This is a genomic window from Kitasatospora sp. NBC_01287, assembly GCF_026340565.1.
Lineage (GTDB): Bacteria > Actinomycetota > Actinomycetes > Streptomycetales > Streptomycetaceae > Kitasatospora.
Genome location: NZ_JAPEPB010000001.1, coordinates 3,013,554 through 3,040,323, shown reverse-complemented (window position 1 = coordinate 3,040,323; position 26,770 = coordinate 3,013,554). Strand labels below are relative to the sequence as shown.

Here is a 26,770-nt window from a genome sequence, read left to right as displayed (position 1 = left end):
TTTCCGGGGCCTCGCGGTCGTCAGATGGTCAGATGGTCAGGCAATCAGGCAGTCAGAGCTGCAGCTTGAAGCCGAGGTGCGATCCGGTGAATCCCAGCCGCTCGTAGAAGCGGTGCGCGTCGGTGCGGCTCCGGTCCGAGGTGAGCTGCACCAGGTTCGCGCCGAGTTCGCGGGAGCGCTCGATCGCCCACTCCATCAGCGCCGTGCCCAGGCCGCTGCCCCGTTCGTCCGCGTGGACCCGGACCGCCTCCACGATGACCCGGGTGGCCCCGGTGCGGGAGAGTCCGGGGATCACGCTGAGCTGTAGGGTGCCGACCACCCGGCCGGCGCGGACGGCGACGGTCGGGTGCTGGTTGGGATCGGCGGCCACGCGCTCCCAGGCCGCGTAGTAGGGGGCCAGATCGTCCGGGCTCTCGCGGGAGACGGCTACCGGGTCGGCGGCGAGCATGGCCACGATGGCGGGGATGTCCGCCGCGGTGGCCGGGCGGATTTCAAGATCTTCCATGCCGCTCACCCTACGGACACCGGTCCGTTCACCCGACCGCCGGAGTGCTCGTGATGATCGAGAAGACCGCGCCGTGCGGGTCGGCGAGCTGCGCGAGCCGGCCGACCCCGGGGGCGTCCACCGCGGGGCCGCGTACGCTGCCGCCGAGCTCCTGGGCCCGGGCGAGGGTGGCGTCGGTGTCCGCGACCTCGAAGTAGGGGAGCCAGAAGGAGCCGTCCGCGGCCTTGTCCTCGGGCAGCAGGCCCACGATGCCCCCCTGGCTGGCGTCGGTGCCGCCGGCGGTGGGGGAGACCACGGTGTAGGTGAAGGCGCCGAACGGCACGTCCTGCGCCACCCAGCCGAGGACGGCCCCGTAGAAGGCTTTGGCGGCCACCGGATCGCTCGTGTGCAGTTCGGTCCAGCAGAGGGTGCCGACCGCGGTCACGGCGTCCAGGCCGAGCGTTTCACCGGGTTGCCAGACGGCGAACCGGGCGCCGGTCGGGTCGGTGTAGCCCGCCATCCGGCCGTTGCTGAAGACGTCGAACGGGCCGAAGCGGACCGTGCCGCCCGCCCGCTGGACCAGCGTGCTGGTCAGGTCGGCGTCCGCGGTGTGGAAGTAGAGCGTCCAGGCCGCCTCGGCACCCTCCTCGGTGAGCGGGCCGAGGGCGGCGACCGTCCGACCGTCCTGCTGGAAGAAGCCGTAACCTCCGGCGTTCGGGCCGGCCGAGGCGAAGGTCCAGCCGAAGAGGCCGGTGTAGAAGGCCTGGGCGCCGTCCGTGTCGGGGCTGCCCAGGTCGAGCCAGTTCGGTGTGCCGGGCACGTAGTTGGTGGTCAGCATGGTTGTCCTCCGTCTCTGGGTCCTCCCCTGTCATCGTCGTGTCATCGCGGGCCTCCCACCAGCGGGTGGCCATCGGCCCCGCGGTGTCGGTCCGGCGCGGTACCGTGCTTTTCGCATGGTTCAGCAGTGGTGTGAGGGGGGTTCCCGGATGGCCGGGCAGCGGTCCCAGGAGGCTCAGGTGCCGGGCCAGCGGCAGCTCGCCGAGGTCGAGGGCGTGCTGGAGCGGATCACCTACGCCAACGAGGAGACCGGCTACACGGTGGCCCGGGTCGACACCGGGCGGGGCAGCGCAGACCTGCTCACGGTGGTCGGCGCGCTGCTCGGCGCGCAGGTGGGGGAGTCGCTGCGGCTGCACGGCCGCTGGGGATCGCACCCGCAGTACGGGCGCCAGTTCACCGTGGAGAACTACACCACCGTGCTGCCCGCCACCGTGCAGGGCATCCAGCGCTACCTGGGCTCGGGCCTGATCAAGGGCATCGGCCCGCGCTTCGCGGAGCGGATCGTGGAGCACTTCGGGGCCGACACGCTCACCGTGATCGAGGAGCAGCCGGGGCGCCTGGTGGAGGTCCCGGGGCTCGGGCCCAAACGCACCAAGATGATCGCGGCGGCCTGGGAGGAGCAGAAGGCGATCAAGGAGGTGATGGTCTTCCTCCAGGGGGTGGGGGTCTCCACCTCGCTCGCTGTGCGGATCTACAAGAAGTACGGCGACAGCTCGATCGGCGTGGTCAAGAACGAGCCCTACCGGCTGGCCGCCGATGTCTGGGGCATCGGCTTCCTGACCGCGGACCGGATCGCCCAGGCGGTCGGGATCCCGCACGACAGCCCGGAGCGGGTGAAGGCCGGCCTGCAGTACGCGCTCTCCCAGAGCAGCGACCAGGGGCACTGCTACCTGCCCGAGGAGCGGCTGATCGCCGACGGGGTGAAGCTCCTGCAGGTGGACGTCGGGCTGGTGATCGACTCGCTCACCGAGCTGGTCGCCGAGGAGGGCGTGGTGCGCGAGAGCCTGCCCGGAGACGGTGGCCAGCTGGTCACCGCGGTCTACCTGGTGCCCTTCCACCGCGCCGAGATCTCGCTGTCCAACCAGGTGCTGCGGCTGCTGCGGGCCGAGAGCGACCGGATGCCCGCCTTCTCCGATCGACACGGCGGGGGCGTGGACTGGACGAAGGCGCTGGCCTGGCTCGCGCAGCGCACCGGCGCCGAGCTGGCGCCGGAGCAGGAGCAGTCGGTCAGGCTCGCGCTGACCGAGAAGGTCGCGGTGCTGACCGGCGGCCCGGGCTGCGGCAAGTCCTTCACCGTCAAGTCGATCGTCACCCTGGCGCTGGCCAAGCGCGCCAAGGTGCTGCTCGCGGCGCCCACCGGGCGGGCGGCCAAGCGGCTGGCCGAGCTGACCGGGCACCAGGCCTCCACCGTGCACCGGCTGCTGGAGCTGCGTCCGGGTGGTGACGCGGCCTACGACCGGGACCGGCCGCTGGACGCCGACCTGGTGGTGGTGGACGAGGCCTCGATGCTGGACCTGATCCTGGCCAACAAGCTGGTCAAGGCGGTGGCGCCGGGCGCGCACCTGCTCTTCGTGGGGGACGTGGACCAGCTGCCCTCGGTCGGCGCCGGCGAGGTGCTGCGCGACCTGCTCGCCGCGGACGGCCCGGTCCCGTCGGTGCGACTGACCCGGATCTTCCGCCAGGCGCAGCAGTCCGGCGTGGTGGTGAACGCGCACCGGATCAATGAGGGCCAGCCGCCGCTCACCGACGGGCTGCCCGACTTCTTCCTCTTCGTGGAGGACGACACCGAGCGCGCGGCCGGTCTGGTGGTGGACGTGGTGGCCCGCCGGATCCCGCAGCGGTTCCGGCTGGACCCCCGGCGGGACGTGCAGGTGCTGGCCCCGATGCACCGCGGCCCGGCCGGTGCGGGCAACCTCAACACGCTGCTCCAGGCCGCCGTCACCCCAGGGCGCGAGGGGCTGGCCGAGAAGCGCTTCGGCGGGCGCACCTTCCGGGTGGGCGACAAGGTCACCCAGATCCGCAACAACTACGACAAGGGCCAGAACGGCGTCTTCAACGGCACGGTGGGGGTCGTCACCGCGCTGAGCGTGGAGGACCAGCGGCTGACCGTGCTGACCGACGAGGACGAGGAGGTGCCCTACGACTTCGACGAACTGGACGAGCTGCAGCACGCCTACGCCGTCACGATCCACCGCTCGCAGGGCAGCGAGTATCCAGCGGTGGTGATTCCGGTCACCACCTCGGCGTGGACCATGCTGCAGCGCAACCTGCTCTACACGGCGGTCACCCGGGCGAAGAAGCTGGTGGTGCTGGTCGGCTCGCGCAAGGCGATCGGGCAGGCGGTGCGCACCGTGAGCGCGGGCCGCCGCCATTCAGCGCTGGATCACCGACTGTCCATTGGATGATCATCTGAGGCCGAATGGGGGCGAGGGCCTCGGCGGGGGTATCTTGACGTGAAGAAATTGATGGACCAGCCTAGTCTTGCCGCGATCTTGTCCGGTTCATACGGGCTGGGCCGTCGGTTCTTGTGGTGCACGGCTCTTTTGGGCCACCCCGGGTGCGCGGTCGTCCTCCGGATGGGGGAGGGTGGACGGGCAGGGCACCTTGGAAGCGGATTTTCATTTCGTCGGTGAGGAAGCGCGTGAGCGAGAACAGTCAAAACGCGGTAGTACTGCGGTACCAGGGCGGCGAGTACGAGTACCCCGTCGTCGAGAGCACTGCGGGGAACGCCGGCTTCGACATCTCGAAGCTGCTCCCGCAGACCGGCCTGGTCACCCTGGACAACGGCTTCGGCAACACCGCTGCCTACAAGTCCGCGATCACCTTCGTGGACGGTGACAACGGCATCCTCCGCTACCGCGGTTACCCGATCGAGCAGCTCGCCGAGCAGGGCAGCTTCATCGAGACCGCGTACCTCCTGATCAACGGTCAGCTGCCCTCCGCCGACCAGCTGGCGGAGTTCAACAGCGAGATCACCCAGCACACGCTGCTGCACGAGGACGTCAAGCGCTTCTACCAGGGCTTCCCCCGGGACGCGCACCCGATGGCGATGCTCTCCTCGGTGGTCGGCGCGCTGTCGACCTTCTACCAGGACAGCCACAACCCCTTCGACGCGGACCAGCGCCACCTGTCGACGGTCCGCCTGCTGGCGAAGCTGCCGACCATCGCGGCCTACGCCTACAAGAAGTCCGTCGGCCAGCCCTTCGTCTACCCGCGCAACGACCTGAGCTACGTCGAGAACTTCCTGCGGATGACCTTCGCGGTCCCGGCCCAGGACTACGAGCTCAACCCGGTGATCGTCAACGCGCTGGACAAGCTCTTCATCCTGCACGCCGACCACGAGCAGAACTGCTCCACCTCGACGGTGCGCCTGGTCGGCTCCAGCCACGCGAACCAGTTCGCCTCGATCTCGGCCGGCATCTCGGCGCTCTGGGGCCCGCTGCACGGCGGTGCCAACCAGGCGGTGCTGGAGATGCTGGAGCAGATCCAGGCCGACGGCGGCGACGTCGACGCCTTCATCCGCAAGGTGAAGAACCGCGAGGACGGCGTCAAGCTGATGGGCTTCGGCCACCGCGTGTACAAGGCCTTCGACCCGCGCGCCGCGCTGGTCAAGGGCCTGGCGCACGACGTGCTGGCGCAGCTGGGCAAGTCGGACGAGCTGCTGGAGATCGCGCTCAAGCTGGAGGAGCACGCGCTCAACGACGACTTCTTCGTCTCGCGCAAGCTCTACCCGAACGTCGACTTCTACACCGGCCTGATCTACCGCGCGATGGGCTTCCCGACCAGCATGTTCACCGTGCTGTTCGCGCTGGGCCGGCTGCCCGGGTGGATCGCCCACTGGCACGAGATGATCAACGACCCGACCAGCCGGATCGGCCGCCCGCGCCAGATCTACACCGGCACCGCGATCCGCGACTACGTGGCGCTCGACAAGCGCTGAGCGCGGCTCGCCCCCGCCGGTGCTCCGGTGGGGCGCCCGTTGTGCCGAAGGCCCCGCAGCCGTGCTGCGGGGCCTTCACCATGCTGTGCGGGAAGCGGGAAGCGGGAAGCGGGAAGCGTGAGGTGGGCGGCGGTACAGCGCACGGCGCCCGGGGGGTGGGCGAGGTCCGGAACGGCCGCTCAAAGCGTTCCTGACCACCCCACCGCCCGGCAGCGCCGTGCGCACCCGGGGCCCGCCGGAGCCCCGTGGCGTCCGCCGACCGCGGGCGCGCGGCACATCCAGGGGAGGTGCACCGCGCGTGCCGTTCCGCGAATCGTCGGCCGCTCTCACCAAGGTAAGACGTATCAGGGTCGGCAAAGTTACGTCGGGGTGGTGTGAGTTGTCTCTCGCCGGCCCCCGCGGCCTCCGGTTCACCCGCTCATACCACACCGGACCCGCGCCGCCGGGTGTCACCCTCCCCGCAGCGATGGCAACCCAGCGTGATAGGAATCGTGGCATTCCGGTACGGACTGGGCGCCGGTGCGGACTGGGCGGGAGAGAAGCAGATGGCCAGGAGCGTTGTCGTCACCGGCGGTGGGACCGGGATCGGCCTGGAGATCGCCCGTCGGTTCGTCGAGGCGGGTGACTCGGTGGTGATCGTCGGGCGGCGGCGCGCGGTGCTGGAGCAGGCCGCCGAGGGGCTCGGCGGCGGCGTCGCCCCGCTGGTCTGCGACCTGGCCGACCCGGAGGCCGTGGAGGCGGCGCTGGCCGCGCTGCCGGCCCGGATCGACGTGCTGGTCAACAACGCCGGCAGCCGGGAGACCGGTTTCGGGGCCGGCCCGCACGCGCTGCTGGCCCGCTGGCGCGGCGACTTCGAGCGCAACGTGCTCACCGCCGTGCTGCTCACCGAGTCGGTGCGCGACCGGCTCACCCCGGGCGGGGGCCGGGTGATCACCATCAGCTCGATCGCGGCGCTGCGCGGGGCCGGCTCCTACGGGGCCGCCAAGGCCTCGCTGCACGCCTGGAACCACTTCCTGGCCGCCCAGCTCGGCCCCTCCGGGATCACCGCGAACATCGTGGCGCCCGGCACGGTGGCCGGCACCGAGTTCTTCGGGCCGCGGCTGGACGAGGCCGAGGTCTCGCGCCGGGCCGCGCGCACCCTGCTGGGCCGGGTCGGCGAGCGGGGCGAGGTGGCCGCGGCGGTGGAGTTCCTGGCCTCGGCCGGGGCGGGCTTCATCACCGGCGAGATCCTGCACTGCAACGGCGGTGAGCTCCTCGGGCGGTAGCGCCGAGGAGCTCACCGCCGGGACAGCCCGGGTGGGCGGCAGCCAGGCAGGCAGGCAGGCAAGCAGGGCAGCCAGGCAGGCGGAGGTCAGGTGCCGAAGCGGCGCAGGCGCAGGCTGTTGGTGACCACGAAGACCGAGGAGAAGGCCATGGTGGCCCCGGCCACCATCGGGTCCAGCAGCCCGGCGGCGGCCAGCGGGAGGGCCGCCACGTTGTAGGCGAAGGCCCAGAAGAGGTTGCCCTTGATGGTGCCCAGGGTCCGCCGGGAGAGCCGGATCGCGTCGGCCGCCACCCGCAGGTCACCGCGGACCAGGGTCAGGTCGGCGGCCTCGATCGCGGCGTCGGTGCCGGTGCCGAGCGCGAGCCCGAGGTCGGCCTGGGCGAGCGCGGCGGCGTCGTTCACGCCGTCGCCCACCATCGCCACCGCACGGCCCTCCTGCTGCAGGCGCTTGACCACCGCGACCTTCTGCTCGGGCAGCACCTCGGCGATCACGTCGGCCGGCTCGATGCCGACCTCCGCCGCCACCGCCAGCGCCACCGCGCTGTGGTCGCCGGTCAGCAGCACCGGGCGCAGGCCGAGCGCGCGCAACTCGCGCACCGCCTGCGCGCTGGTGGGCTTGACGGCATCGGCCACCTCCAGGACCGCGCGGGCCGCGCCGTCCCAGCCGACCACGACGGCGGTGCGCCCTGCGGCCTCGGCGGCGCCCTTGGCTGCGGCCAGAGCGGGGCCGAGCGGGTGCGCCAGGTCGGCCAGCAGGCTCGCCCGGCCGGCCAGCACCGCGTGCCCGTCCACCAGGCCGCGCACGCCGCGCCCCGGCAGGTTCTCGAACCGCTCGACGGAGGGCAGCGGGCCGACCCGGTCGCTCGCCGCGGCGGCGATGGCCCGGGCGATCGGGTGCTCGGAGGCGTGCTCCAGCGCTCCGGCCAGGCGCAGTGCCTGCTCGGTGGCGACACCCTCGGCGGTGTGCACCGCGGTCAGCGCCATGGCGCCGGTGGTCACGGTGCCGGTCTTGTCCAGCACGATGGTGTCCACCCGCCGGGTGGTCTCCAGCACCTCGGGGCCCTTGATCAGGATGCCCAGCTGGGCGCCGCGCCCCGTGCCCACCAGCAGCGCGGTCGGGGTGGCCAGGCCCAGCGCGCACGGGCAGGCGATGATCAGCACGGCGACGGCGGCGGTGAAGGCCTCGGTGGCGCTGCCACCGGCCAGCAGCCACCCGGCCAGGGTGGCCAGCGCGATCAGGATCACCACCGGGACGAAGACCGCGGAGATCCGGTCGGCCAGCCGCTGGGCGGCGGCCTTGCCGTTCTGCGCCTGCTCGACCAGCTCGGCCATCCGGGCCAGCTGGGTGTCCGCGCCGACCCGGCGGGCCTGGACCACCAGGCGGCCGCCCGCGTTGACGGTGGCGCCGGTCACGCTGTCGCCGACCGAGACCTCGACCGGCACCGATTCGCCGGTGAGCATCGAGGCGTCCACGGCCGAGGCGCCCTCGACCACCACGCCGTCGGTGGCGATCTTCTCGCCGGGCCGAACCACGAAGCGGGTGCCGACGCTCAGCTCGGCCACCGGGACGCGGACCTCGCGCCCGTCCCGCAGCACCGCGACCTCCTTGGCGCCGAGGTCGAGCAGGGCGTGCAGCGCGGCGCCCGCCCGGCGCTTGGAGCGGGCCTCCAGCCAGCGGCCGAGCAGGATCAGCGTGGTGACGGCGGCCGCGGTCTCCAGGTAGAGCGTCGACGCGGCGTCGCCGCGGCCGACCGTGAGGGAGAACGCGTGCTTCATCCCCGGCATCCCCGCGCCGCCGAGGAACAGGGCCCAGACGGACCAGCCGAAGGCGGCCAGGGTGCCGAGCGAGACCAGGGTGTCCATGGTGGCCGCGCGGTGCCTGAGGTTGGTCCAGGCGGCCTGGTGGAACGGCGCGCCGCCGTAGGCGACCACCGGGCCGGTGAGCGCGAAGGCGAGCCACTGCCAGAAGGTGAACTGCAGGGCCGGCACCATCGAGAGCAGCACCACCGGGACCGTGAGCACGGTGCTGACCAGCAGGCGGCGGCGCTGCGGGTCGGGTTCGGCGGCCGACCCGGCCGACCCGGCCGACGGGCCCGACCCGGCGGCGGCCGGCGGCGGCGCGGGCAGCTCGGCGGTGTAGCCGGTGCGCTCGACGGTGGCGATCAGGTCGGCCACCGTGGTCTCCGGGCCGAAGTCGATCCGGGCCTTCTCGGTGGCGAAGTTGACCGTGGCCGCGACGCCGTCCATCCGGTTGAGCTTCTTCTCGACCCGGGCGGCGCAGGAGGCACAGGTCATGCCCCCGATCGCGAGCTCGACGCGGTCGCTTATGCCGGAGGGGGCGGTGGTGGCGGTGCTCATGGTGCGGCTCCTACGCGAGGTCTGCGGGGTGCGGGGGGCGGCCGCCGGGGCGGTGCCCCCCGTCGCCGGGCCCGGACCGGCCGGCAGTGAGTGGGCGGCGTCAGGCGGCCGGGCCGACCAGCTCGTAGCCGGCCTCGTCAACGGCGGCGCGCACGTCGGCCAGGGCCAGCGGCTGCTCGGAGGAGACGGTCACGGTGCCGGCCTTGGCGTCCGCGGCCACCTCGGTGACACCGGTCAGCGCGGAGAGCTCGGAGCTGACCGACTTCTCGCAGTGGCCGCAGCTCATGCCGGTGACGGTGTAGGTGACGGTGCTGGACATCGGTGCCTCCGGGAGGTCGAGAGATCGAGAGATGAAGGGGCGCCAGGGGGTGGCGCCGTCGTAGTGTCGAGAACACGATACCCCCTAGGGGTATTCCCAGGGAGGGTGGGCCGTCGACCCGGTGGGATGGTCGTCACGGTCCGACGACTGACAGTAGTCGCAGCGGCACCGTACGTCGGCCTGCGCCGCTCCCGGCCGCCCGGAACGGCGGCGGGCGTGTACGCGGGCATCCGGGCCGAATATCCGTAATGTTCGGCAGGTGTTCAGCTTCCGCCGCGCCAGTCAGCCCTTGGTCCCGGCCGTCCAGGGCCTGCCCCGGGCGCGGCGGCGGCGTGCGCTGGCCGCCGTCGACCTGCGGGACCTGTCCTGGCAGCGGCGGGCCGCTCCGGCCCTGCTGGGGATCGTCGCCGTCTGCGTCGCCGACCTCTCCACCGGCAAGGAGCGCTACCTGGCGCCGCTGATGACGGTGGTGCCCTCGATCGCCGCCCTGACGCTCTCCGCCCTCGGGGTGCTCTCGGTCTGCACGGTGGGCCTGGCGGTGCTGATCGGACTGAACCAGTACGACAACGTCACCGAGGCGCACGACCAGCGCTTCCTCTTCGGTTCGATGATCACCTATGCGGCGCTCACCCTGTTCAGCGCCTACGTCGCGGAGATCCGGATGCGCCGGGCCGCCGCCTTCGCCGCCGTCAGTTCGGTGGCCGAGGCCGCCCAGCGGGCGCTGCTGCGCCGCCCCGGGCCCGAGGTCGGGCCGCTGCGGTTGGCGGTGCGCTACGCCTCGGCCGCCGACGAGGCGCGGATCGGCGGCGACCTCTACTCCGTGCTCGACACTCCGCACGGCACCCGGGTGGTGGTCGGCGACGTGCGCGGAAAGGGGCTGGACGCGGTCCAGACGGCGGCCGTCGTGCTGGGCGCCTTCCGTGAGGCCGCCTATGACGAGGCGGATCTGTGCCGGGTGGCCGCCCGGGTCGAGGCCAGCGTGGAACGGCACGTGCCCGACGGGGAGTTCACCACCGCGCTGTTCGCCGAGGCGCGCCTGGGCGGCGTGGTCGAGCTGCTGCAGTACGGGCACGTGCCGCCGCTGCGGGTGGCCCCGGACGGCACCGTGGCGGTGCTGGAGGCACCCGACCCCTGGGTGCCGCTGGGGCTGGGGCGGCTCGCGCCGGGCCGGCCGCAGAGCTGGGAGCAGCCGTTCGGTTCCGGTGACGTGCTGGTGTTCTGCACCGACGGCGTGGTCGAGGCCCGGCGGTCCGGCGGCGGCGAGTTCTATCCGCTGGAGCACCGGGCGGGCGCGCTGGTGGCGGGAGCCGGCGGCTCGGTGGCCGAGCTGGAGGCGGCGGTCGGGCGGCTCTACGCGGACCTGCTCGACCACACCGGCGGCGACCTCGACGACGACGCGTTGCTGCTGCTGGTCAGCCGGGTGGACTGACCACCCGGCCGGCGCGTCGGCGGGGTGCCGTGCCGGCCGGCGGGGTCAGCCGGCCGCCCCCGTGGGTGGTCAGCGGCCGGACGCGGCGTCGGCCAGGGCCCGGAAGAGCAGCGCGGTCGAGGTCGCCCCGGGGTCCTGGTGGCCGACGCTGCGCGGGCCGAGGTAGGAGGCGCGGCCCTTGCGGGCCTGCAGCGGGATGGTGGCGCGCGCCCCGGCCTCGGCGGCCTCGGCGGCCAGCGCGCCGGCCTCGCGCAGCGTGAAGCCGTCGAAGGCGGCGCGCTCCAGTGCGGCCACGGCCGGCTCGAAGGCGTCGACCATCGTCTTGTCGCCCACCACGGCGCCGCCCAGCTTCCGCACCGTGCCGAGCCCGGCCCGCATCGCCTGGGCGAGTGCGGTCAGGTCGGCGCCCGGGTCGGGCAGCGCGGCCCCGGCGGTGCGCAGCGCGCTGCCGTAGAGCGGGCCGGAGGCGCCGCCGACCTTGGAGATCAGCGTGCGGCCGGCCGTGCTGAAGACGGTGCCGGGCGTGGCGCCGGGCTCCAGCGCGTCCAGCGCGGCGGTGACGGCGGCGAAGCCGCGCCGCAGGTTGCTGCCGTGGTCGCCGTCGCCGATCGCGGCGTCCAGCGCGGTGAGCTGTTCGTGCTGCCGCTCGACGGCGGCGGCCGCGGCGCGCAGCCAGGCGAGCGCGAGGTCCTGGTCCAGGTCGGTGCGCATGGCGGGGTTCCTCGGGGGTGGCGGGTGGTCAGGGGTGGCGGTGGCAGCGGGTGGTCAGGGGTGGCGGCCGGCTGGCGGTCAGGGGCGGCGCAGGGCCGGGGTGGCGGCCGGGGCGTCCCACAGGTCGAGCAGCTCGGGGTCGGCCTTGGTCAGGGTGAGCGAGAAGCCGGCCATGTCCAGGCTGGTCACGTAGTTGCCGACCAGGCTGCGGGCGAGGGTGATGCCGCGCTCGGCGAGCCGGGCGGCGAGCTCGCCGTGCACGATGTACAGCTCCAGCAGCGGGGTCGCGCCCAGGCCGTTGACCAGGGCGATCACCTCGTCGCCCGCGGTCAGGGTGTGGTCGGCCAGGATGGTGTCCAGCACCTCGGCGACCAGTTCGCGGGCGGGGCGCAGCGGTTCGCGGCGCCGGCCCGGCTCCCCGTGGATCCCGACGCCCACCTCGATCTCGTCGGCGGGCAGGTCGAAGCCGGGGCGGCCGGCGGCGGGCGTGGTGGCGGCGGTCAGCGCGACCGCGAAGGAGCGGGAGGCGGCGACCGCGCGCTCGCCGACGGCGGCCACCTCGGCGGCCTTGGCCCCGCGCTCGGCCAGCGCGCCCGCCACCTTCTCGACCACCACGGTGGCGCCGGTGCCGCGCCGGCCCGCCGTCCAGGTGGAGTCCTCGACCGCGACGTCGTCGTTGACCAGCACGGTGTGGACCTCGATCCCCTCCGCCCGCGCCAGCTCGGTGGCGAGTGCGAAGTTGAGCACGTCACCGGTGTAGTTCTTGACGATCAGCACCGCGCCCGCCCCGCCGTCGGTGGCGGCCAGCGCGGCGAGCACCTGGTCGGGCACCGGGGAGGTGAACACCTCGCCCGGGCAGGCGGCGTCGAGCATCCCGGGGCCGACGAAACCGCCGTGCAGCGGCTCGTGGCCGGAGCCGCCGCCGGAGATCAGCGCGACCTTGCCGGGGCGCGGCGCGTCCGCCCGGTGGATCACCCGGTTCTCCCGGTCCACCGTCAACTCCGGGTGGGCGGCGGCGATTGCGGCCAGGGCGTCGTCGAGCACGGATTCGGGGGTGTTGATCAGCTTCTTCACGCGGCGTCTCCGAGGGGGCGGTCGGACCGGCTCGCTGCCGAACCTACGCCACCCGGAGGAGGTTTCCCATCGGTTCGCCGCGACCTGGCGTGGCGGGTGGGCCGGCCGCCGGCCTACCCTCGGGCGGTATGAGGGCTTCGGTGGGAATCGTGCTGGTGTCGCACAGTCCGCTGCTGGGCGCGGGTGTGCACGAGTTGGCGGAGCAGTTGGGCGGCGGCAGCGTGGCGCTGGCGGTCGCGGCGGGGACCGAGGACGGCGAACTCGGGACCAGCGCCGAGCTGATCGAGGCGGCGGTGCGGCAGGTGGACGGCGGCGCCGGGGTGGTGGTGGTGCCCGACCTCGGCAGCTCGGTGCTCACCGCGCGCCTGGTGCTGGACGAGCTGGCGCGCGAGGAACTGGTGCTGGTGGACGCCCCGTTCGTGGAGGGCGCGGTGGCGGCGGTGGTGACCGCCTCCACCGGGGCGAGGCTGGCCGAGGTGGTCCGGGCGGCACAGGAGGCCTGGCAGGCCCGCAAGCTCTGAGCCGGCCGGCGCCCGCGAGCCGTGAGTCGGCGGGGCGCCTCGGCCCGCTCCGGGCTCACTTGGCGTCCGCGTAGCACTCCACCACGGCGGTGCTCATCGGGAACCGCACCGCGGTCTGCCCGAAGACCAGCCGGCTGGCCTCCTCCGCGGCGGCCGCGACGGCGGCGCCGACCTGCTCGGCGAGCTCGGCGGGGGTGTGCACCACGACCTCGTCGTGCTGGAAGAAGACCAGGTGCGGGCGCCCGCCCGGCCCGGCGAGCCCGGCCAGTCGGCGGCGCAGCGCGGCCAGCAGGGCCAGCGCCCAGTCGGCGGCACTGGCCTGGATCACGAAGTTGCGGGTGAAGCGGCCCCGGGCCCGGGTGGAGCGGCCGCCCGGCTCGCCGGGCTCGGCCGCGGCGGCGCCCTCGGCGAGGTCCAACCAGGCGTCCGAGGGCGGCGGGCAGGGGCGGCCGAGCCGGGAGGTGACGATGCCGCCCTCCTCGCCGGTGCGGGCCGCGGCCTCGACGTAACCCATCGCGACCGGGTAGCGCTGGCGCAGGGTGGCCAGCAGCGGGCCGATGTCGCCGCTGGTCTGCCCGTACATGGCGCCGAGCAGGCCGAGCTTGGCCTTGTCCCGGTCGCCCTGGAAGGCAGTCTGGGCCAGCGCCTGGTAGAGGTCGCCGCCGGCCGCGCCGCGGGCCATCGCGGCATCGCCGGAGAGCGCGGCCAGCACCCGGGGCTCCAGCTGGGCGGCGTCGGCCACCACCAGCCGCCAGCCCGGATCGGCCACCACGGCCCGGCGCAGGATCCGCGGGATCTGCAGCGCCCCGCCGCCGCGGCTGGCCCAGCGCCCGGAGACCACCCCGCCGACCACGTACTCGGGGCGGAAGCGGCCGCCGCGGGCCCAGGCGTCCTGCCAGGCCCAGCCGTGCGCGGTGTGGATCCGGGAGAGCTCCTTGTAGCGGATCATCAACTCGGCCGCCGGGTGGTCCACCTCGCGCAGCTCCCAGACCCGGGTGGAGTTCAGCCGCACGCCCTGGTCGGCGAAGGCGCGCAGCACCTGGGTGTGCGAGTCGGGGTTGAACGGCCTGCCGCCCAGCGCCTGCTGGAGCCGGACCGAGAGCTCGGCCAGCTTGGCGGGCTGGGTGCCGGGGATGTGCGGGCGCGGGCCGAGCAGCTCGGTGAGCAGCGCGTCGTGCACCTCGGCGCGCCAGGGCAGACCGTCCTCGGCCATCTCGGCGGCGGCCAGCGCACCGGCGGACTCGGCGGCCACCAGCAGCCGGAAGCGGGACCTGGCCGCCTCGTCCTCGATGGCCCGCAACCGCTCCTGCTGGTCGGCGTGCACGGCCAGCACGGCCGCCAGCGCGTCGGTGCCGGGCGGCAGTTGCAGGCGGTCGGGGGCGAACAGGGTGTCCTGCGCCTCGCTGGGGCCGGCCTCGGGCAGGTCGGCGGGCACCGGCAGGGAGCGCAGCCGGGCCCAGGCGGCGCCGAGCGAGCGGGGCGCGCCCCAGCGGCCCTCCTGCGCCAGCAGCAGGGCCTCGACCAGCCGCAGGTCGTGGCAGCGGCCCAGCCGCCGCCCACCGGGCAGCCGGCTGAGCACGGGCAGCAGCGGGACGTAGGCGGACTCGGCGCTCGCCCAGACCCAGCGGGGCTGCTCGGCGGCCTCCAGCTCGGCGACCGTGGCGGCCAGCTCGGCGGTGCGCAGCGGGGCGCCGAGCGGCTCGCCCGCCTCGGTGAGGCGGTGCAGGCGGCCGCCGCGCCCGTGGGCGTCGGGGACCAGGGCGATCCTGGTGGGCACGGCGGTCTCCGGTCGGGATGGCGGGGTGGGGCGTGGCGGGGCGTGGCGGTGGGTCGTGGCGGTGGGTCGTGGTGGTGGGGCGGTGGGGCGGGGCGGGATCAATGTCGTTCGACCCCGACCGTAGCGCGCGGCGCCGACAGCGGCGCGTAGGGTCTGCGGAATGACGGACAATCCCTTCCTGATCCCCAGCCCGCTGCCCTATCAGCTGCCCCCCTTCGCCGAGATCCGCGCCGAGCACTACCGGCCGGCACTCGAGGCGGGGATGGCGGAGCAGTTGGCCGAGGTCGCGCGGATCACCGGCGACCCCGGGCCCGCGAGCTTCGAGAACACGGTGGTCGCGCTGGAACGCACCGGGGAGCTGCTGCGGCGGGTGCTGACCGTGTTCGACAACCACGCCTCCTCCTACACCGAACCGCAGGTCCAGGCGCTGGACGCCGAGTTCAAGCCGCGGCTGGCGGCGCACAGCGACGCGATCCACCTGGACCGCGCGCTCTTCGCCCGCATCGACGCGGTGCACGCCGGGCGGGCCGGGCTCTCGCTGGACGCCGAGTCGCTGCGCCTGCTGGAGCGCCACCACACGCGCTTCGTGCGGGCCGGGGCGCAGCTGCCCGAGGCCGACCAGCAGCGGCTGCGCGAGTTGAACGGCGAGCTGGCCGCCGCCGCCGCCACCTTCGAGCAGAACCTGTTCACGGCCAACGCCGAAGGCGCCCTGGTGCTGGAGAGCGCCGAGCAACTGGCCGGGCTGCCCGAGGCCGAGATCGCCGCCGCCGCCGAGAACGGCCAGGCGCGCGGGCACGCGGGCAAGTACGTGCTGAGCCTGCTGAACTTCACCAACCAGCCCGCGCTGGCCCGGCTGACCGACCGCGCGGTGCGCCGCCGGCTGCTGGACGCCGCGCTGGACCGGGCACTGGCCACCAACGGCCCGGTGGCCGCCCGGATGGCGGCGCTGCGGGCCGAGCGGGCCGCGCTCTTCGGCTACCCGAGCCACGCGGCCTACGTGGTCGCCGACGAGACGGCCGGCAGCGTGGAGGCGGTCACCGCGATGCTGGAGCGGCTGGTGCCGCCCGCGGTCGCCAACGCCGAGCGGGAGCTGGCCAGTCTGCGCGCGGCGGCCGCCGCCGACGGCGTCACCGACTTCGGCCCGCACGACCTGGCGTTCTACTCCGAGCGGGTCCGCAAGGCGGAGTACGACCTGGACAGCGCCGAGCTGCGCCCCTACTTCGAGCTCGAACGAGTGCTGCTGGACGGCGTGTTCCACGCGGCCGGCCTGGTCTACGGGCTGACCTTCACCGAGCGCGCGGACCTGGTCGGCTTCCACCCCGACACCCGGGTCTTCGAGGTCTTCGAGGCGGACGGCAGCCCGCTGGGCCTCTTCCTGGCGGACTTCTTCGCCCGGCCGTCCAAGCGCGGCGGTGCCTGGATGGACGAACTCGTCAAGCAGAGCCACCTCTTCGGGCGCCGCCCGGTGGTCTTCAACAACCTGAACATCACCAAGCCCGCCCCCGGGCAGCCGGCGCTACTCAGCAGCGACGAGGTCGTCACCCTCTTCCACGAGTTCGGCCACGCGCTGCACGGCCTCTTCTCCGACGTGCGCTACCCGCTGCTGGCCGGCACCGAAGTGCCGCGCGACTTCGTGGAGTTCCCCTCGCAGGTCAACGAGATGTGGGCGAGCTGGCCCGAGGTGCGGGCCAACTTCGCCCGGCACCACGGGACCGGGGAGCCGCTGCCGACCGAGCTGGTGGCACGGCTGGAGGCGGCCGCGCAGTTCGGCCAGGGCCTCAAGACGGTGGAGTACCTGGCGGCCGCGCTGCTGGACTGGGCCTGGCACACCCGCCCGGTCGACCCGGTCGCCGACTCGGGGACGGCCGTCGACGCGGCCGCCTTCGAGGCCGAGGTGCTGAGCCGGGTGGGCCTCGACCTGCCCGAGGTGCCGCCGCGCTACCGGACCGCCTACTTCAGCCACCTCTTCGTGGGCGACTACAGCGCCGGCTACTACGCCTACATCTGGTCCGAGGTGCTGGACGCGGACACCGTGGAGTGGTTCCGCGGCAACGGGCGCCCGATCCGCCAGAGCGGGGAGCTGTTCCGGCGCGAGCTGCTGGCACGGGGCAACAGCGTCCCGGCGCTGGACGCGTTCCGCGCGGTGGTCGGCCGCGAGCCCGAGCTCGCCCCGCTGCTGGCCCGGCGCGGGCTGGGCGGCTAGCTCCTCAGTGCCAGGGCCTCTCTCTAGGATGTGATGGTGGCTGATCCCGTTCCGTCCCTCGACGCTCCCGAGCCGCGTGATCCGGAGCTCGGATTTCCGCGGCCCGGCGAGGTGCTGCACCGGCTCCGCACGCACCACGGCATGTCACTGCGCCAGGTGGCCGCCGAGTGCGGGCTGTCGGTGTCCTTCCTGGCCTCGCTGGAGCGGGGCGAGACGGACATCGCGCTGGAGCGGCTCGGTCGGCTGGCCAGGGTGTTCGGTCACGATGTCGGCTCGTTCCTCGGCTTCTCCCGGGGGCCGGCCACCCCGTCGGTGTTCCCCGGCGAGAAGCGGGAGGTGCTGAACCGGGCGCCGGGCGTGGTCTACCGGGTGGTGCGTTCGCCGGTGCTCGGCTACCAGGTCGTCACGGGCGACTTCGCGCCGCACAGCGGCCTCGCGGAGGACCTCCAGCACGAGGGGTCCGACTTCGTCGCGGTCACCAGGGGCGCCCTGGTGGCCCGGTACAACGGGGTGGACCACGTCCTGAGGTCCGGTGACTGCATCCAGTGGTCGGCCGGGCACCCGCACAGCTTCCGCAACGACTCGGACGAGCCGGCCCAGCTGATCGCGATCCTGTTCTCCAGCCTCTACTGACCCCTCGCAGAACGGCCGACTGCCCCACGGAGACCCGTCCGTGGGGCAGTCGGCCGTTCTGGTCCGGTTCCGCGGCCGCGGAGCCCCGCACTGTCGACGTGAGCGATATTCTGCTCTAAAGTCCAGTTTATCGAACAGTGTGTCCATCCCGTCCGCGCGGACGCGCGGACGCGCGGACGCGCGTCCGAGAGGCCGGTGATCGCCATGACCAACATCGCCCTGACCAACATCGCAGTGCTCAACTACGGTCCCAAGCTGGACTATCCCGCCATGTTTCCGGAAGTCGTCGACAGGCTGCAGGTGTTCAGCCAGCACGAGCTGAAGTCCACTGCGGGGCTGGCCCGTTACGAGTACGTCGCGGACAACGATGCCGTCCCGTACGCGGAACTGATGATCCGCCGGCTGCACCGGGAGCGGCCGTTCACCCACGTCATCACGGACAACGAGTACGACTTGGAGCGGGCTGCCCGGATGCGCGAGGACTTCGGCCTGTCCGGCCAGTCCGCGGCCAGCGCCCGGTCCTTCCGGGACAAGGCCGTGATGAAGCGGGTGGCCGGCCGTACGGTCGCCACGGCCCGCTTCGCCAGGCTCGGCACCATCGTCGAACTGACCGGCTTCATCGCCGAGGCGGGCTACCCGGTGGTCGTCAAGCCGGTGAGCCAGGGCGGCTCGCGGGACATCGTGGTGCTCGACGGCGAGGACGATCTGCTGGCGTTCAGCCGCCGCCCCTGGCGCGAGGACCTCATGGTCGAGGAGTTCGTCGAGGGGCCGATGTACCACGTCGACGCGGTGCTCGGTCCCGGCTACCGGTTCGTCGCCTCATCGCGCTATCTGCGCAGCTGCCTCGGGGTGTTCTCGGGGCGCAACAACGGCTCGGTCCAGCTCCGTCCGGAGAGCGAACTGGCGCGGCGGCTGGAGGACTTCCTCGACCGCACGCTCGCGGCGTTCGACACCCCCGAGGTCAGCGCGTACCACCTGGAGGTGTTCCACACCCCGCAGGACCAACTGGTGCTCTGCGAGATCGCCTCGCGGGTGGGCGGCGACCGCATCCCCTTGATCACCCGTGCCACGTACGGGGTGGACCTGCACGGCGCGGTGCTGCGCCAGTCCTGCGGGCTGCCGGTCGAGGCGCCGTCGGCCGCGGTCCCGGCCGAGGTGCACGGCTCGCTCTGCATCCTGCCGCCGGGCCGCCCGGTCGAGGCCCCCGGCCGCCCGCCGTTCCCCTGGGTGCGGCACTACGAGGTGAACGAGCGGCTCGAACCGGGCGCGGTGCTGCACAGCGCCTCCCACCTCTGCTTCGTCATCGTGTCCGGCAGCGGCCCGGAGCAGGTGGAGGAGCGGCTACTGGAGGCCGAGGCCTGGCTCATGGCGCGGTTGGCGGACCGGTGACCACGGCAGGTGGGCGGCTGCCGTAGGTTCCCCTCATGGTGCGGCCGGTGCGCCGCGGGTTCCGCGGTGCACCGGCCGGGTCAAGGGGACTGGCGAGGGGTCAGCCCGGGATGATGGAGAAGGCGCCGTTCTGCAGCTGGGTCTCGGTGTACTGGCCGCTGTCGATGGCCTGCGGGTCGTAGTTGTCGAAGACCTGGCCGTTCACCGTGAGATTGGCGAAGTTCAGCTGGTTGAAGGACGGGTAGCTCTGGGTCGGCGACTCGATGACCGCCTCGGCGCTGACGTTCTGCGCGCTGCGCAGGGTCTGCTTGGTGGTCTTGGTCCAGCCCTTGGTCACGTCGGTCAGGGTGATCGTGTAGCTGCCCTTGGTGGTGCTCACCACGCTGGCGTTGAAGGTGTCGCCGGCGCTGACCGGGTTGCTCCAGTAGACCGGGGAGGCCGGGTACATCTCGTACCAGGCGGAGTAGACCGCGCGGCCGCTGGAGCAGTCCGCCTGGACGCCGGTCTGCTCGACGGTCTGCGAGCCGTAGCCGTCGATGCCGATCCACGGGGCGAACAGGTCGTTCGTGGTGTTGCACTGAACGGTCGGCATGGTCCACGAGCCGGAGATGCTCTTGAGGCCGCTGCCCTGGGCGACGTAGCCGCCCCAGTTGCTGTCGCCGGAGAAGCCGCGAGCGGCCTGGGCGTGGTGCGGGGCGAAGACGTGCGGGGCGGCGGCCTGGGCGGCGGGGGCGGCGAAGGCGGCACCGGAGAGGGCGAGCAGCGCGGCGAGGCCGGCCCGAGCGGGCTTGCGGAGGCGGAGACTGGTCATGATGGGGGTGCTCCTCAATCTTGCGAGTCGGCACTGCGTGGGGGTCGACTCGCCGGGCAGCCCTCGGGGTGGGGCCGGGGGCTGCTGGGCGATGCGGCTCAGCGTGCGGCCAGCGGGCGACTGTTCGGAAGGTCGGGACCGGGGCAGGAATGCGACATGGCGGAAACATGTCAGCCGTCAGAACTCTTGATTTCCGGTCAGGCGTGGACCACAGTCGGGTCCACACAAGGCCGGAGCCCCAGGTGGGACCGGTCGCGGCGACGGTTGCAGGATCCGGGGGCGGGCCAAGTGGCGGAGCAGTGGACGGCGCGGTTCGGCGGTCTCGGACTGGCCGCCGACCAGGAGCTGCTCTACCTGCACCTGCTCACCGGTCCCGGGCTGAGCGCCGCCGGGGTCGGCGCCGCGGTCGGGATCGGCACCGAGCGGGCCCTGGCCGCGCTCGGCGCGCTGGCCGAACTCGGTCTGGTGGAGCGTCCGGTGGCGGACGGCGCGCTCTGGCGCACGGCGGCGCCCGACGTGGCGCTGGAGGAGCTGCTGCTCCGCCGCGAGTTGGAGCTGCGTCGCACCCGGGGCCGGATCACCGAGTTGCTGCGCACCTACCGGCGCACCAGCACGGGCCCCGAGGGCGAGCTGGTCGAGGTGATCAGTGGGCGGCAGTCGATCGCCGACCTGTGGCGCAGCCTCCAGCTGGGCGCGCGCGGCCAGTTGCGGATACTCGACAAACCGCCCTACATCCGGCGCTCCGACCCCGACCTCGAACTCGCCTCGCTGGCCAGGGGGGTGCGGATGCAGGTGGTCTACGAGAGCCTGGTGCTGCGCGACCCTGGCCGGCTGGCCGAGATCCACCTCTTCACCGAGGCCGGTGAGCAGGCCCGGGTGCTGCCCGAACTCCCGCTCAAACTGGCTCTGGTGGACGACCGTTGGGCGCTGCTGCCGGTCAGCTCGGGCACCGAGGAGCAGAGCGTGCTGCTGGTACGACCCTCCTCCCTGCTGGACGCGCTGACCGGGCTCTTCGAGCTCTACTGGTCGCGGGCGATGCGGATGCCGCCGCCGGACTCCACCGAGACTCCGCGCGACCGGCACCACCAACTGCTCACCCTGCTGGCGGCCGGGTTGACGGACGAGAGCATCGCGCGGCAGATGGGCGTCTCGACCCGCACCGTGCAGCGCTGGGTGCGTGAGCTGATGGACCGCTTCGGCGCCCGCACCCGGTTCCAGGCCGGCATCCAGGCGGCCCGCGCCGACCTGCTCTAGCCGACCCGCTCCAGCCGACCTGCTCCAGCCGACCCGCCCCAGGGCCTGGCCGCTCAGTTCGACACTTGCGCCCGCGCCTGCGCCTGCGCCGGCACCGCGACCGTCAGGCTCACCTCCGCGCCGCGCGGCACCCGCACCCGTGGCCGTCCGGGTGTGCTGCGGTCGATGGTGACCCGGTCCGTCCCGGTCACGGTGATCCGCGCGGTCGGTGGCGCGGCCAGCTCGGTCCAGCCGCCGTCCGCCCGGAAGGCCGCCGTGTAGGAGTCGGCAGCCCAGCTCTCGCCGCTCGGGTGCCCGGCCAGCGCGAGCGCGTACGGGCCGAAGGCGGGGCCGTCGCCGGGGGCGGGCTGCCCGTCCGTCCCCAGCGCGCAGTAGCCGCCCTCGCCCTGGCACCAGTACCACATGGTCCAGCCACTCGCGAAGCCCGTCATCGCCTGGATCTGACGGCGCACCAGCTCGGTGTTGCCCGGGGTGCGCGAGTTCGGCGGCCCCCACTCGCCGACCAGCACCGGCAGCCGGTGGGCCCGCGGGTAGGCGGTGATCGCGGCGGTGTAGGCCTCGATGAAGCCGTCGGCCGGGTCCCAGTCGGCGCCGTCCTCCACGGCGGTGTCGTAGAAGTGCGGCGCGTAGCCGAGCCGGGGCGCGCCCGGGCGCGGGTCGGTGAAGCCGGGCAGCTGGGTGGGGACGCCCTCGCCGACCAGCACGGTCGGCTCGACGAAGAGCCAACTGCGCTGGTCCACCGAGCGGATCGCGCCGATCAGCCGCTGGTACATGGCCGCGAGGCGCCCCTGTTCGAGCTGCGCCGAGGCGGCCGCCAGCACCGCCGGGTCGCTCGGGTCGCCGTTCACCGGTCCGAACGGCTCGTTGAACAGGTCGTAGCCCAGCAGCGAGCGGTGGCCGCGCAGTTCACCCGCCAGGCGGGTGTAGAACTCGGCCTGCCAGCGGCGCAGGTCCGGGTCGTCGTAGAGGTGGCGGAAGGCGGCCTGCACGGCGGGTTGGAAGTAGCCGGCGAACCAGTCGTCCGGGTCGGGGACGAAGGGCAGCCCGTCGTCCCGGGTGGCCCAGGGCGGGATGCCCCGGTCGCCGCCGCCGAAGGCCGGGCCGTAGACGTCCTGGTGGAAGTCGATCACGGCGAGCAGGCCGTCCTGGTCGGCCCAGTCCAGCAGCCTTTGCAGCTTGGCGAGTTCGGCGTCGTCGTAGTGGCCGTGGGCGGGCTCCAGACGGTCCCAGGAGACGGCCACCCGGATCAGCGTGAAGCCGCGGGCGGCGATCGCGCGCAGGTCGGCCGCGGTGGTCTCGTCGTACTTGTCGACGTTGAAGCCGCGGGGCTCGACCACCCGGCCCGCCTGGTCGGTGAAGAGCGTGCGGCCGTCGGGGGCCACGGTGGTACCGGTGGGGAAGTCGGCGGCCGGACGGGCGGGTCGGGCCTGTGCCGGGGGTACGGCGGTGAGCAGCGCGGCAGCGGTCAACAGCAGGGCGGCGGCGGTACGTCGGACGCGCACGGACACCTCGCACGGGCGGCGGTCGGGGGCGAGGGCCGATCGTCGCGGAAGCCGCCGCCGCGCGCAAGGGGTCCGGCGTTACCGCGTTTCGGCGGGCGCGGGCGCGGGAGCGGTGACGGTGGCAGCAGGGGGTGCCGGGGCGGTGGGGGCGGTGGGGGCGGTGCCGGACGGCAGCGGCGCGGCGGGCAGTGGGGCGGCGGCGGCCAACCGGCCCCAGAGCAGATCGGCCAGCGCCTGCACCATCCGGGCCCGCGGGCAGGGCTTGCTCTCCAGCCACCAGTCCCCGGCGGCCAGCACCATGCCGGTGATGCCCCGCCCCCAGGCCTCGGCGAGCAGCGGAGCGTCCGGGCCGAGGTCGACCTGGGCGGTGACCGCCCGGGTGATCTCCTCGGCGATCTGCCGCAGCGCGGGCGCCAGCGCGTTGCCCACCCCGTCGGGGTCGCCCGCCTCCGGGTGGGTGAGCAGCCGGTAGACCTGCGGGCGGGCCTCGATCCCGGCCAGGTAGGTGTCCAGGACGTGCTCCACCCGCTCGCGGCGCTCCAGCGGTTCGGCCAGCGCGGAGCGCACCGCCGCCAGCAGGCCGGAGGTGTGACGCTCCGTCAGGGCTTGGAAGAGGCCGCCGCGATCGCCGAAGTGCCGGTAGAGGATCGGCTTGGTGATGCCGGCCTCGGCGGCGATCGCGTTCATGCTCGCGCCCGGGCCCTCCCGAGTGACCACCCGGTCGGCGGCGTTGAGCAACTGCTCCCTGCGCGGTTCCTCCAGGGCGGTCATGTGGTCCCCTCCGTTCCGCTGTGCCTGGTTGCGTTGACAGCCGTTACCTATCAGTAGCAGACTCCGTCGATGTTACCGCTGGTAACACCCCCGAGCGGCGCGATCTTGATCCTGGAGGACTGCATGAACACCTTCTCGCTGGCGCTCGGCGAGGACCAGCTCGCCGTCCGCGACTGGCTGCACGGCTTCGCCGCGGACGTGATCCGCCCGGCCGCCGCCGAGTGGGACGAGCGCGAGGAGACCCCCTGGCCGATCATCCAGGAGGCCGCCAAGATCGGTATCTACTCGCCGGACTTCTACGCCCAGCAGTACTTCGACCCCTCCGGCGTCGGCATCCCGGTCGCGATGGAGGAGCTGTTCTGGGGCGACGCGGGCATCGGCCTGGCCATCGTCGGCACCACGCTGGCCGCCGTCGCCCTGCTGGCCAACGGCACCGACGAGCAGATCGGCACCTGGGCCCCGCAGATGTTCGGCACCCCCGATGACGTCAAGGTGGCGGCCTTCTGCTCCTCCGAGCCCGACGCCGGCTCCGACGTCTCGGCGCTGCGCACCCGGGCCGTCCACGACCAGGCCACGGACGAGTGGGTGCTGAACGGCACCAAGACCTGGGCCACCAACGGCGGCATAGCGGCCGTGCACGTGGTCGTCGCCACCGTCGAGCCGGAGCTCGGCGCCCGGGGGCAGGCGTCCTTCGTGGTGCCGCCGGGCACCCGGGGTCTCTCCCAGGGGCAGAAGTTCAAGAAGCACGGCATCCGCGCCTCGCACACCGCCGAGGTGGTGCTGGACGGCGTGCGGGTCCCCGGGAACTGCCTGCTGGGCGGAAAGGAGAAGCTCGACGAGCGGCTGGCCCGCGCCCGTGAAGGGGTCCGCAAGTCGGGTCGCAACGCCGCGATGGCCACCTTCGAGGCCTCCCGTCCGGCGGTCGGCGCGCAGGCGATCGGCATCGCCAGGGCCGCCTACGAGGTGGCGCTCGACTACGCCAAGACCCGGGTGCAGTTCGGCCGTCCGATCATCGACAACCAGGGCGTGGCCTTCACCCTGGCCGACATGCGCACCCGGATCGACGCGGCGCGGCTGCTGGTCTGGCGGGCCTCCTGGATGGCCGCCAACCAGCAGCCGTTCACCGCGGCCGAGGGGTCGATGTCCAAGCTCTACGCGGGCGAGACCGCCAAGTGGGTCACCGGGCAGGCGATGCAGCTGCTCGGCGGCAACGGCTTCACCCGGGAGTACCCGGTGGAGCGGATGCACCGCGACAGCGCGATCTACACCATCTTCGAGGGCACCAGCGAGATCCAGCGGCTGGTCATCGCGCGGGCCATCTCCGGGATGCCGATCCGCTGAGCCGGTCCACGCTCGGGCCCCCGCTTGGGCTTGGGCTTGGGCTTAGGGGCAGGCTTGGGCTTGGGGGCGGGCTCAGGCTCAGGCCTGGGCGGACCGGTGCTCGATCATGCTGTCCGGCCCGGGGTAGAGCAGTCCCACGTGACCGTCGGCGAACCTGACCATGTACGGGGGCTCGCCGTCCTGGCCGCGCACCTCGATGATCTCGCCCTGGAGCTCGTCCATGCCGACCGACCGGCTGTGGATGTGGATCTTGTCGCCTACGTCTGCACGCATCTCCGGTGACTCCTTGTTCTGGGGGCCTGTGCCTGCGGGCCTGGGGATTCGGGGGAGCTGTTCCTCGGGTCGAGGACTGCTCCCTGAGGGCATCCCACCAGAGAGTGACCGCAGCCACGCCCTGTGTTACTCCGTCGGGCCCAGCGCCGGGCTCGGGGCCGACCCGGGGCAGGCAGGGCCGACCGGGGTCGGTCGAGGTCGGTAGAGGCCGACTGGGGCCGGTCGAGGTCGGTAGAGGCCGACCGGGGTCGGTCGAGGTCGGCGGGCGGCTGAGGGGGGAGGCGCGGCGAGAGCGGGCTAGAAAGCCGGCTCACGCCGCTCCAGGAACGCCGCCAACCCCTCGCGGACGTCGGGCGCCTGGCGGGAGCGGCGCTCCCAGGGCGCGAGGGCGGCCCGCGCGGCGGCGGGGTCGGGGGCGGCCAGGGCCGCCTTGGCGGCGCCGATGGTCTGCGGCGAGCGCCGGGCCAGCAGCCGGGCGAACTCCACGGCACGCGCGTCCAGCAGCGGCGCCGGGTGCACCTCGTCCAGCAGACCGAACCGCTCGGCCCGCGCAGCGTCCACCAACTCCCCGGAGAAGAGCAGGTACTTGGCCCGGGCCGGCCCGACCAGCGCGGCCAACCGCGCCGTGGGCACCGCCGGGTAGACCACGCCGAGCTTGGCCGGGGTGATCCCCAGCCGTGCGTCGGCGGCGCCGAAGCGCAGGTCGCAGGCGAGCGCCAGCTGGCAGCCGCCGCCCACGCAGGAGCCGTGCACCACGGCCAGCGTCGGGTGCGGGAAGGCGGCCAGCGCCTGCTCCGCCGCGACGTTGTCCGCGTGGTAGGCATCCGCCCGGGCCGGGTCGCCGTACACCTCGGCGAGTTCGGCGATGTCGGCCCCGGCACTGAAGGTGCCCGCGGCGCCGGTGACCAGCAGCGCCCGCACCCCGGGCCGAGCCGCCAACCCGGCCAGCAGCTCCGGCAGCGCCCGCCACATCGCCAGCGTCACGGCGTTGCGGCGCTCGGGACGGTCCAGGAGCAGGACGGCCAGGCCGTCGGCCCCGTCGTGGAAGGCGCGCAGCCCCGGGGCGGGGGAGGGGAGTTCGCCGCGGCCGGTGGTGAGGGTCTGGTCGGTCATGGTGCCCACTCTCGCAGGCGAATCCCGCTGCTCGGGGCAGGGGGCATGGTTGAATGCGCGGGAGACGACCACCGCGCGGGGAGACCAAGGAGTCGACGTGGACCAGGAGCTGCTACCCCGGGACGCCTGGCTCGCCTCGCTGCCGCGGTCCTACACCGCGGCCGGCACCCTGCTGACCGACGAGGCGGGGCGGGTGCTGGTCCTCAAGCCCAACTACCGGCCCGGTTGGCAGTTCGCCGGCGGCACCATCGACGCGGGCGAGGACGCCCTGCAGTGCGCCCGGCGCGAGCTGCTGGAGGAGACCGGCCTGGACCGGGAGATCGGCCGGCTGCTGGTGGTGGGCTGGATCCACCCCTCCGAGCAACTGAACCATCCTTCGGTGCACTTCATGTTCGACGCGGGCACCGTGCCGGTGGACACCGCGATCGTGCTGCAGGAGAGCGAGTTGGAGGAGTACCGGTGGGTGGCGCCGGAGCAGGCCTACGAGCTGCTCGGGGAGGCCCGCGCACCGCGGCTGCGCGCGGCACTGGCGGCGCGGGCCGATGGCGTGGTCCGGATCGTGGCGGGCACCGTCTCGGGGATCTGAGCCGGTGATCGCTCGCTGGTGGGTCGTTGGTGGTCGCTGGTGGTCGCTGGTGGTCGTTGATGGTTGCTGGTGGGTCGTTGGCCGGTCGCTGGTGGGAGTTCATCGGGAGCTGACCGAGATCCGGTAGGGAGCCGGTCGGTGCCTGGTCGGGCGGGGACGTGACGGAAGCGGAGTGGACGG

The 26,770-nt window shown here is 73.5% G+C and carries 23 protein-coding genes; 11 read left to right on the top strand and 12 right to left on the bottom strand.

What is annotated here, in order from left to right; all coding sequences use genetic code 11:
• Positions 1-52 precede the first annotated feature (52 nt).
• Together OG455_RS12750 and OG455_RS12745 are read right to left on the bottom strand one after the other, a co-directional pair.
• The gene (locus tag OG455_RS12750; protein WP_266293183.1) at positions 53-505 is read right to left on the bottom strand and encodes a GNAT family N-acetyltransferase; all 453 of its coding nucleotides are present in this window, start codon (positions 503-505) and stop codon (positions 53-55) included.
• Positions 506-533: 28 nt separating this feature from the next.
• Complete coding sequence (locus OG455_RS12745; protein WP_266293181.1) at positions 534-1,322, bottom strand: VOC family protein; 789 nt, start codon at positions 1,320-1,322, stop codon at positions 534-536.
• Positions 1,323-1,500: 178 nt separating this feature from the next.
• Here OG455_RS12745 and OG455_RS12740 point away from each other — a divergent pair, with 178 nt between their 5' ends.
• The 3 genes from OG455_RS12740 (at position 1,501) to OG455_RS12730 (ending at position 6,526) form a co-directional block, all read left to right on the top strand.
• Entirely contained in the window at positions 1,501-3,726 is a 2,226-nt protein-coding gene (locus OG455_RS12740) for an ATP-dependent RecD-like DNA helicase (protein ID WP_266293179.1), read from the top strand.
• Between the two features lie 236 nt (positions 3,727-3,962).
• Positions 3,963-5,261, top strand: coding sequence for a citrate synthase (locus OG455_RS12735; protein ID WP_266293177.1), 1,299 nt, complete (start codon positions 3,963-3,965; stop codon positions 5,259-5,261).
• 545 nt (positions 5,262-5,806) lie between these two features.
• On the top strand, positions 5,807-6,526 hold the full coding sequence (locus OG455_RS12730) for an SDR family NAD(P)-dependent oxidoreductase (RefSeq protein ID WP_266293175.1): 720 nt from the start codon (positions 5,807-5,809) through the stop codon (positions 6,524-6,526).
• An 86-nt stretch (positions 6,527-6,612) separates the two neighbouring features.
• Here the strand turns inward: OG455_RS12730 and OG455_RS12725 are convergent, their stop codons facing one another.
• Both OG455_RS12725 and OG455_RS12720 read right to left on the bottom strand, forming a co-directional pair.
• Entirely contained in the window at positions 6,613-8,883 is a 2,271-nt protein-coding gene (locus tag OG455_RS12725; protein WP_266293173.1) for a cation-translocating P-type ATPase, read from the bottom strand.
• 100 nt (positions 8,884-8,983) lie between these two features.
• Entirely contained in the window at positions 8,984-9,202 is a 219-nt protein-coding gene (locus OG455_RS12720) for a heavy-metal-associated domain-containing protein (RefSeq protein WP_266293171.1), read from the bottom strand.
• 259 nt (positions 9,203-9,461) lie between these two features.
• Here OG455_RS12720 and OG455_RS12715 point away from each other — a divergent pair, with 259 nt between their 5' ends.
• Positions 9,462-10,631: a PP2C family protein-serine/threonine phosphatase gene (locus OG455_RS12715; RefSeq protein WP_266293169.1), complete on the top strand. Its 1,170-nt coding sequence runs from the start codon at positions 9,462-9,464 to the stop codon at positions 10,629-10,631.
• Between the two features lie 69 nt (positions 10,632-10,700).
• Here the strand turns inward: OG455_RS12715 and dhaL are convergent, their stop codons facing one another.
• Together dhaL and dhaK are read right to left on the bottom strand one after the other, a co-directional pair.
• Positions 10,701-11,342, bottom strand: coding sequence for a dihydroxyacetone kinase subunit DhaL (dhaL, locus tag OG455_RS12710; protein ID WP_266293167.1), 642 nt, complete (start codon positions 11,340-11,342; stop codon positions 10,701-10,703).
• A gap of 78 nt (positions 11,343-11,420) precedes the next feature.
• Positions 11,421-12,416, bottom strand: a complete 996-nt coding sequence (gene dhaK / locus OG455_RS12705) for a dihydroxyacetone kinase subunit DhaK (RefSeq protein ID WP_266293165.1) — start codon at positions 12,414-12,416, stop codon at positions 11,421-11,423.
• 128 nt (positions 12,417-12,544) lie between these two features.
• Here dhaK and dhaM point away from each other — a divergent pair, with 128 nt between their 5' ends.
• Complete coding sequence (gene dhaM / locus OG455_RS12700) at positions 12,545-12,937, top strand: dihydroxyacetone kinase phosphoryl donor subunit DhaM (RefSeq protein ID WP_266293163.1); 393 nt, start codon at positions 12,545-12,547, stop codon at positions 12,935-12,937.
• 55 nt (positions 12,938-12,992) lie between these two features.
• Here dhaM and OG455_RS12695 read toward each other — a convergent pair whose 3' ends face one another.
• Complete coding sequence (locus tag OG455_RS12695; RefSeq protein ID WP_266293162.1) at positions 12,993-14,714, bottom strand: bifunctional 3'-5' exonuclease/DNA polymerase; 1,722 nt, start codon at positions 14,712-14,714, stop codon at positions 12,993-12,995.
• A 160-nt stretch (positions 14,715-14,874) separates the two neighbouring features.
• Between OG455_RS12695 and OG455_RS12690 the strand changes: the two genes are divergently transcribed.
• From OG455_RS12690 to OG455_RS12680, 3 genes are all read left to right on the top strand, one after another.
• Positions 14,875-16,917, top strand: coding sequence for a M3 family metallopeptidase (locus OG455_RS12690; RefSeq protein WP_266293161.1), 2,043 nt, complete (start codon positions 14,875-14,877; stop codon positions 16,915-16,917).
• 36 nt (positions 16,918-16,953) lie between these two features.
• The gene (locus tag OG455_RS12685) at positions 16,954-17,550 is read left to right on the top strand and encodes a cupin domain-containing protein (RefSeq protein ID WP_266293160.1); all 597 of its coding nucleotides are present in this window, start codon (positions 16,954-16,956) and stop codon (positions 17,548-17,550) included.
• A 204-nt stretch (positions 17,551-17,754) separates the two neighbouring features.
• A complete protein-coding gene (locus OG455_RS12680) occupies positions 17,755-18,939 on the top strand; it encodes an acetyl-CoA carboxylase biotin carboxylase subunit family protein (RefSeq protein ID WP_266293158.1) in 1,185 nt (394 codons plus the stop codon).
• A gap of 100 nt (positions 18,940-19,039) precedes the next feature.
• Here the strand turns inward: OG455_RS12680 and OG455_RS12675 are convergent, their stop codons facing one another.
• Positions 19,040-19,750 carry a G1 family glutamic endopeptidase gene (locus tag OG455_RS12675; RefSeq protein ID WP_266293156.1) on the bottom strand — a complete coding sequence of 237 codons (711 nt, stop codon included), beginning with the start codon at positions 19,748-19,750 and terminating at the stop codon, positions 19,040-19,042.
• Between the two features lie 288 nt (positions 19,751-20,038).
• Here OG455_RS12675 and OG455_RS12670 point away from each other — a divergent pair, with 288 nt between their 5' ends.
• On the top strand, positions 20,039-21,004 hold the full coding sequence (locus tag OG455_RS12670) for a LuxR C-terminal-related transcriptional regulator (RefSeq protein WP_266293154.1): 966 nt from the start codon (positions 20,039-20,041) through the stop codon (positions 21,002-21,004).
• Positions 21,005-21,057: 53 nt separating this feature from the next.
• Here the strand turns inward: OG455_RS12670 and OG455_RS12665 are convergent, their stop codons facing one another.
• Together OG455_RS12665 and OG455_RS12660 are read right to left on the bottom strand one after the other, a co-directional pair.
• Positions 21,058-22,506 (bottom strand): glycoside hydrolase family 5 protein, encoded by a 1,449-nt coding sequence (locus OG455_RS12665; protein WP_266293152.1) that lies wholly within the window; start codon positions 22,504-22,506, stop codon positions 21,058-21,060.
• A gap of 78 nt (positions 22,507-22,584) precedes the next feature.
• Positions 22,585-23,277 (bottom strand): TetR family transcriptional regulator, encoded by a 693-nt coding sequence (locus OG455_RS12660; RefSeq protein WP_266293150.1) that lies wholly within the window; start codon positions 23,275-23,277, stop codon positions 22,585-22,587.
• A 123-nt stretch (positions 23,278-23,400) separates the two neighbouring features.
• On the opposite strand from OG455_RS12660, the gene OG455_RS12655 reads away from it, so the two are divergent.
• Positions 23,401-24,618: an acyl-CoA dehydrogenase family protein gene (locus OG455_RS12655; protein WP_266300749.1), complete on the top strand. Its 1,218-nt coding sequence runs from the start codon at positions 23,401-23,403 to the stop codon at positions 24,616-24,618.
• Positions 24,619-24,696: 78 nt separating this feature from the next.
• Here the strand turns inward: OG455_RS12655 and OG455_RS12650 are convergent, their stop codons facing one another.
• Positions 24,697-24,891 carry a DUF1918 domain-containing protein gene (locus OG455_RS12650; protein WP_266293148.1) on the bottom strand — a complete coding sequence of 65 codons (195 nt, stop codon included), beginning with the start codon at positions 24,889-24,891 and terminating at the stop codon, positions 24,697-24,699.
• A gap of 297 nt (positions 24,892-25,188) precedes the next feature.
• Positions 25,189-26,004, bottom strand: a complete 816-nt coding sequence (locus OG455_RS12645) for an enoyl-CoA hydratase/isomerase family protein (protein WP_266293146.1) — start codon at positions 26,002-26,004, stop codon at positions 25,189-25,191.
• Between the two features lie 97 nt (positions 26,005-26,101).
• On the opposite strand from OG455_RS12645, the gene OG455_RS12640 reads away from it, so the two are divergent.
• Positions 26,102-26,590 carry an NUDIX hydrolase gene (locus tag OG455_RS12640; RefSeq protein ID WP_266293144.1) on the top strand — a complete coding sequence of 163 codons (489 nt, stop codon included), beginning with the start codon at positions 26,102-26,104 and terminating at the stop codon, positions 26,588-26,590.
• Positions 26,591-26,770: the final 180 nt, after the last annotated feature.

Excerpts from the sequence above, each read along its gene's own strand:
- dhaL (WP_266293167.1), bottom strand. The coding sequence starts at position 11,342 with ATGCGCACCGACCTGGACCAGGACCTCGCGCTCGCCTGGCTGCGCGCC.
- dhaM (WP_266293163.1), top strand. The coding sequence starts at position 12,545 with ATGAGGGCTTCGGTGGGAATCGTGCTGGTGTCGCACAGTCCGCTGCTG.
- OG455_RS12690 (WP_266293161.1), top strand. The coding sequence starts at position 14,875 with ATGACGGACAATCCCTTCCTGATCCCCAGCCCGCTGCCCTATCAGCTG.
- OG455_RS12730 (WP_266293175.1), top strand. The coding sequence starts at position 5,807 with ATGGCCAGGAGCGTTGTCGTCACCGGCGGTGGGACCGGGATCGGCCTG.
- OG455_RS12660 (WP_266293150.1), bottom strand. The coding sequence starts at position 23,277 with ATGACCGCCCTGGAGGAACCGCGCAGGGAGCAGTTGCTCAACGCCGCC.
- OG455_RS12650 (WP_266293148.1), bottom strand. The coding sequence starts at position 24,891 with ATGCGTGCAGACGTAGGCGACAAGATCCACATCCACAGCCGGTCGGTC.
- OG455_RS12655 (WP_266300749.1), top strand. The coding sequence starts at position 23,401 with ATGAACACCTTCTCGCTGGCGCTCGGCGAGGACCAGCTCGCCGTCCGC.
- OG455_RS12645 (WP_266293146.1), bottom strand. The coding sequence starts at position 26,004 with ATGACCGACCAGACCCTCACCACCGGCCGCGGCGAACTCCCCTCCCCC.
- OG455_RS12675 (WP_266293156.1), bottom strand. The coding sequence starts at position 19,750 with ATGACCAGTCTCCGCCTCCGCAAGCCCGCTCGGGCCGGCCTCGCCGCG.
- OG455_RS12680 (WP_266293158.1), top strand. The coding sequence starts at position 17,755 with ATGACCAACATCGCCCTGACCAACATCGCAGTGCTCAACTACGGTCCC.
- OG455_RS12750 (WP_266293183.1), bottom strand. The coding sequence starts at position 505 with ATGGAAGATCTTGAAATCCGCCCGGCCACCGCGGCGGACATCCCCGCC.
- OG455_RS12745 (WP_266293181.1), bottom strand. The coding sequence starts at position 1,322 with ATGCTGACCACCAACTACGTGCCCGGCACACCGAACTGGCTCGACCTG.
- OG455_RS12725 (WP_266293173.1), bottom strand. The coding sequence starts at position 8,883 with ATGAGCACCGCCACCACCGCCCCCTCCGGCATAAGCGACCGCGTCGAG.
- OG455_RS12720 (WP_266293171.1), bottom strand. The coding sequence starts at position 9,202 with ATGTCCAGCACCGTCACCTACACCGTCACCGGCATGAGCTGCGGCCAC.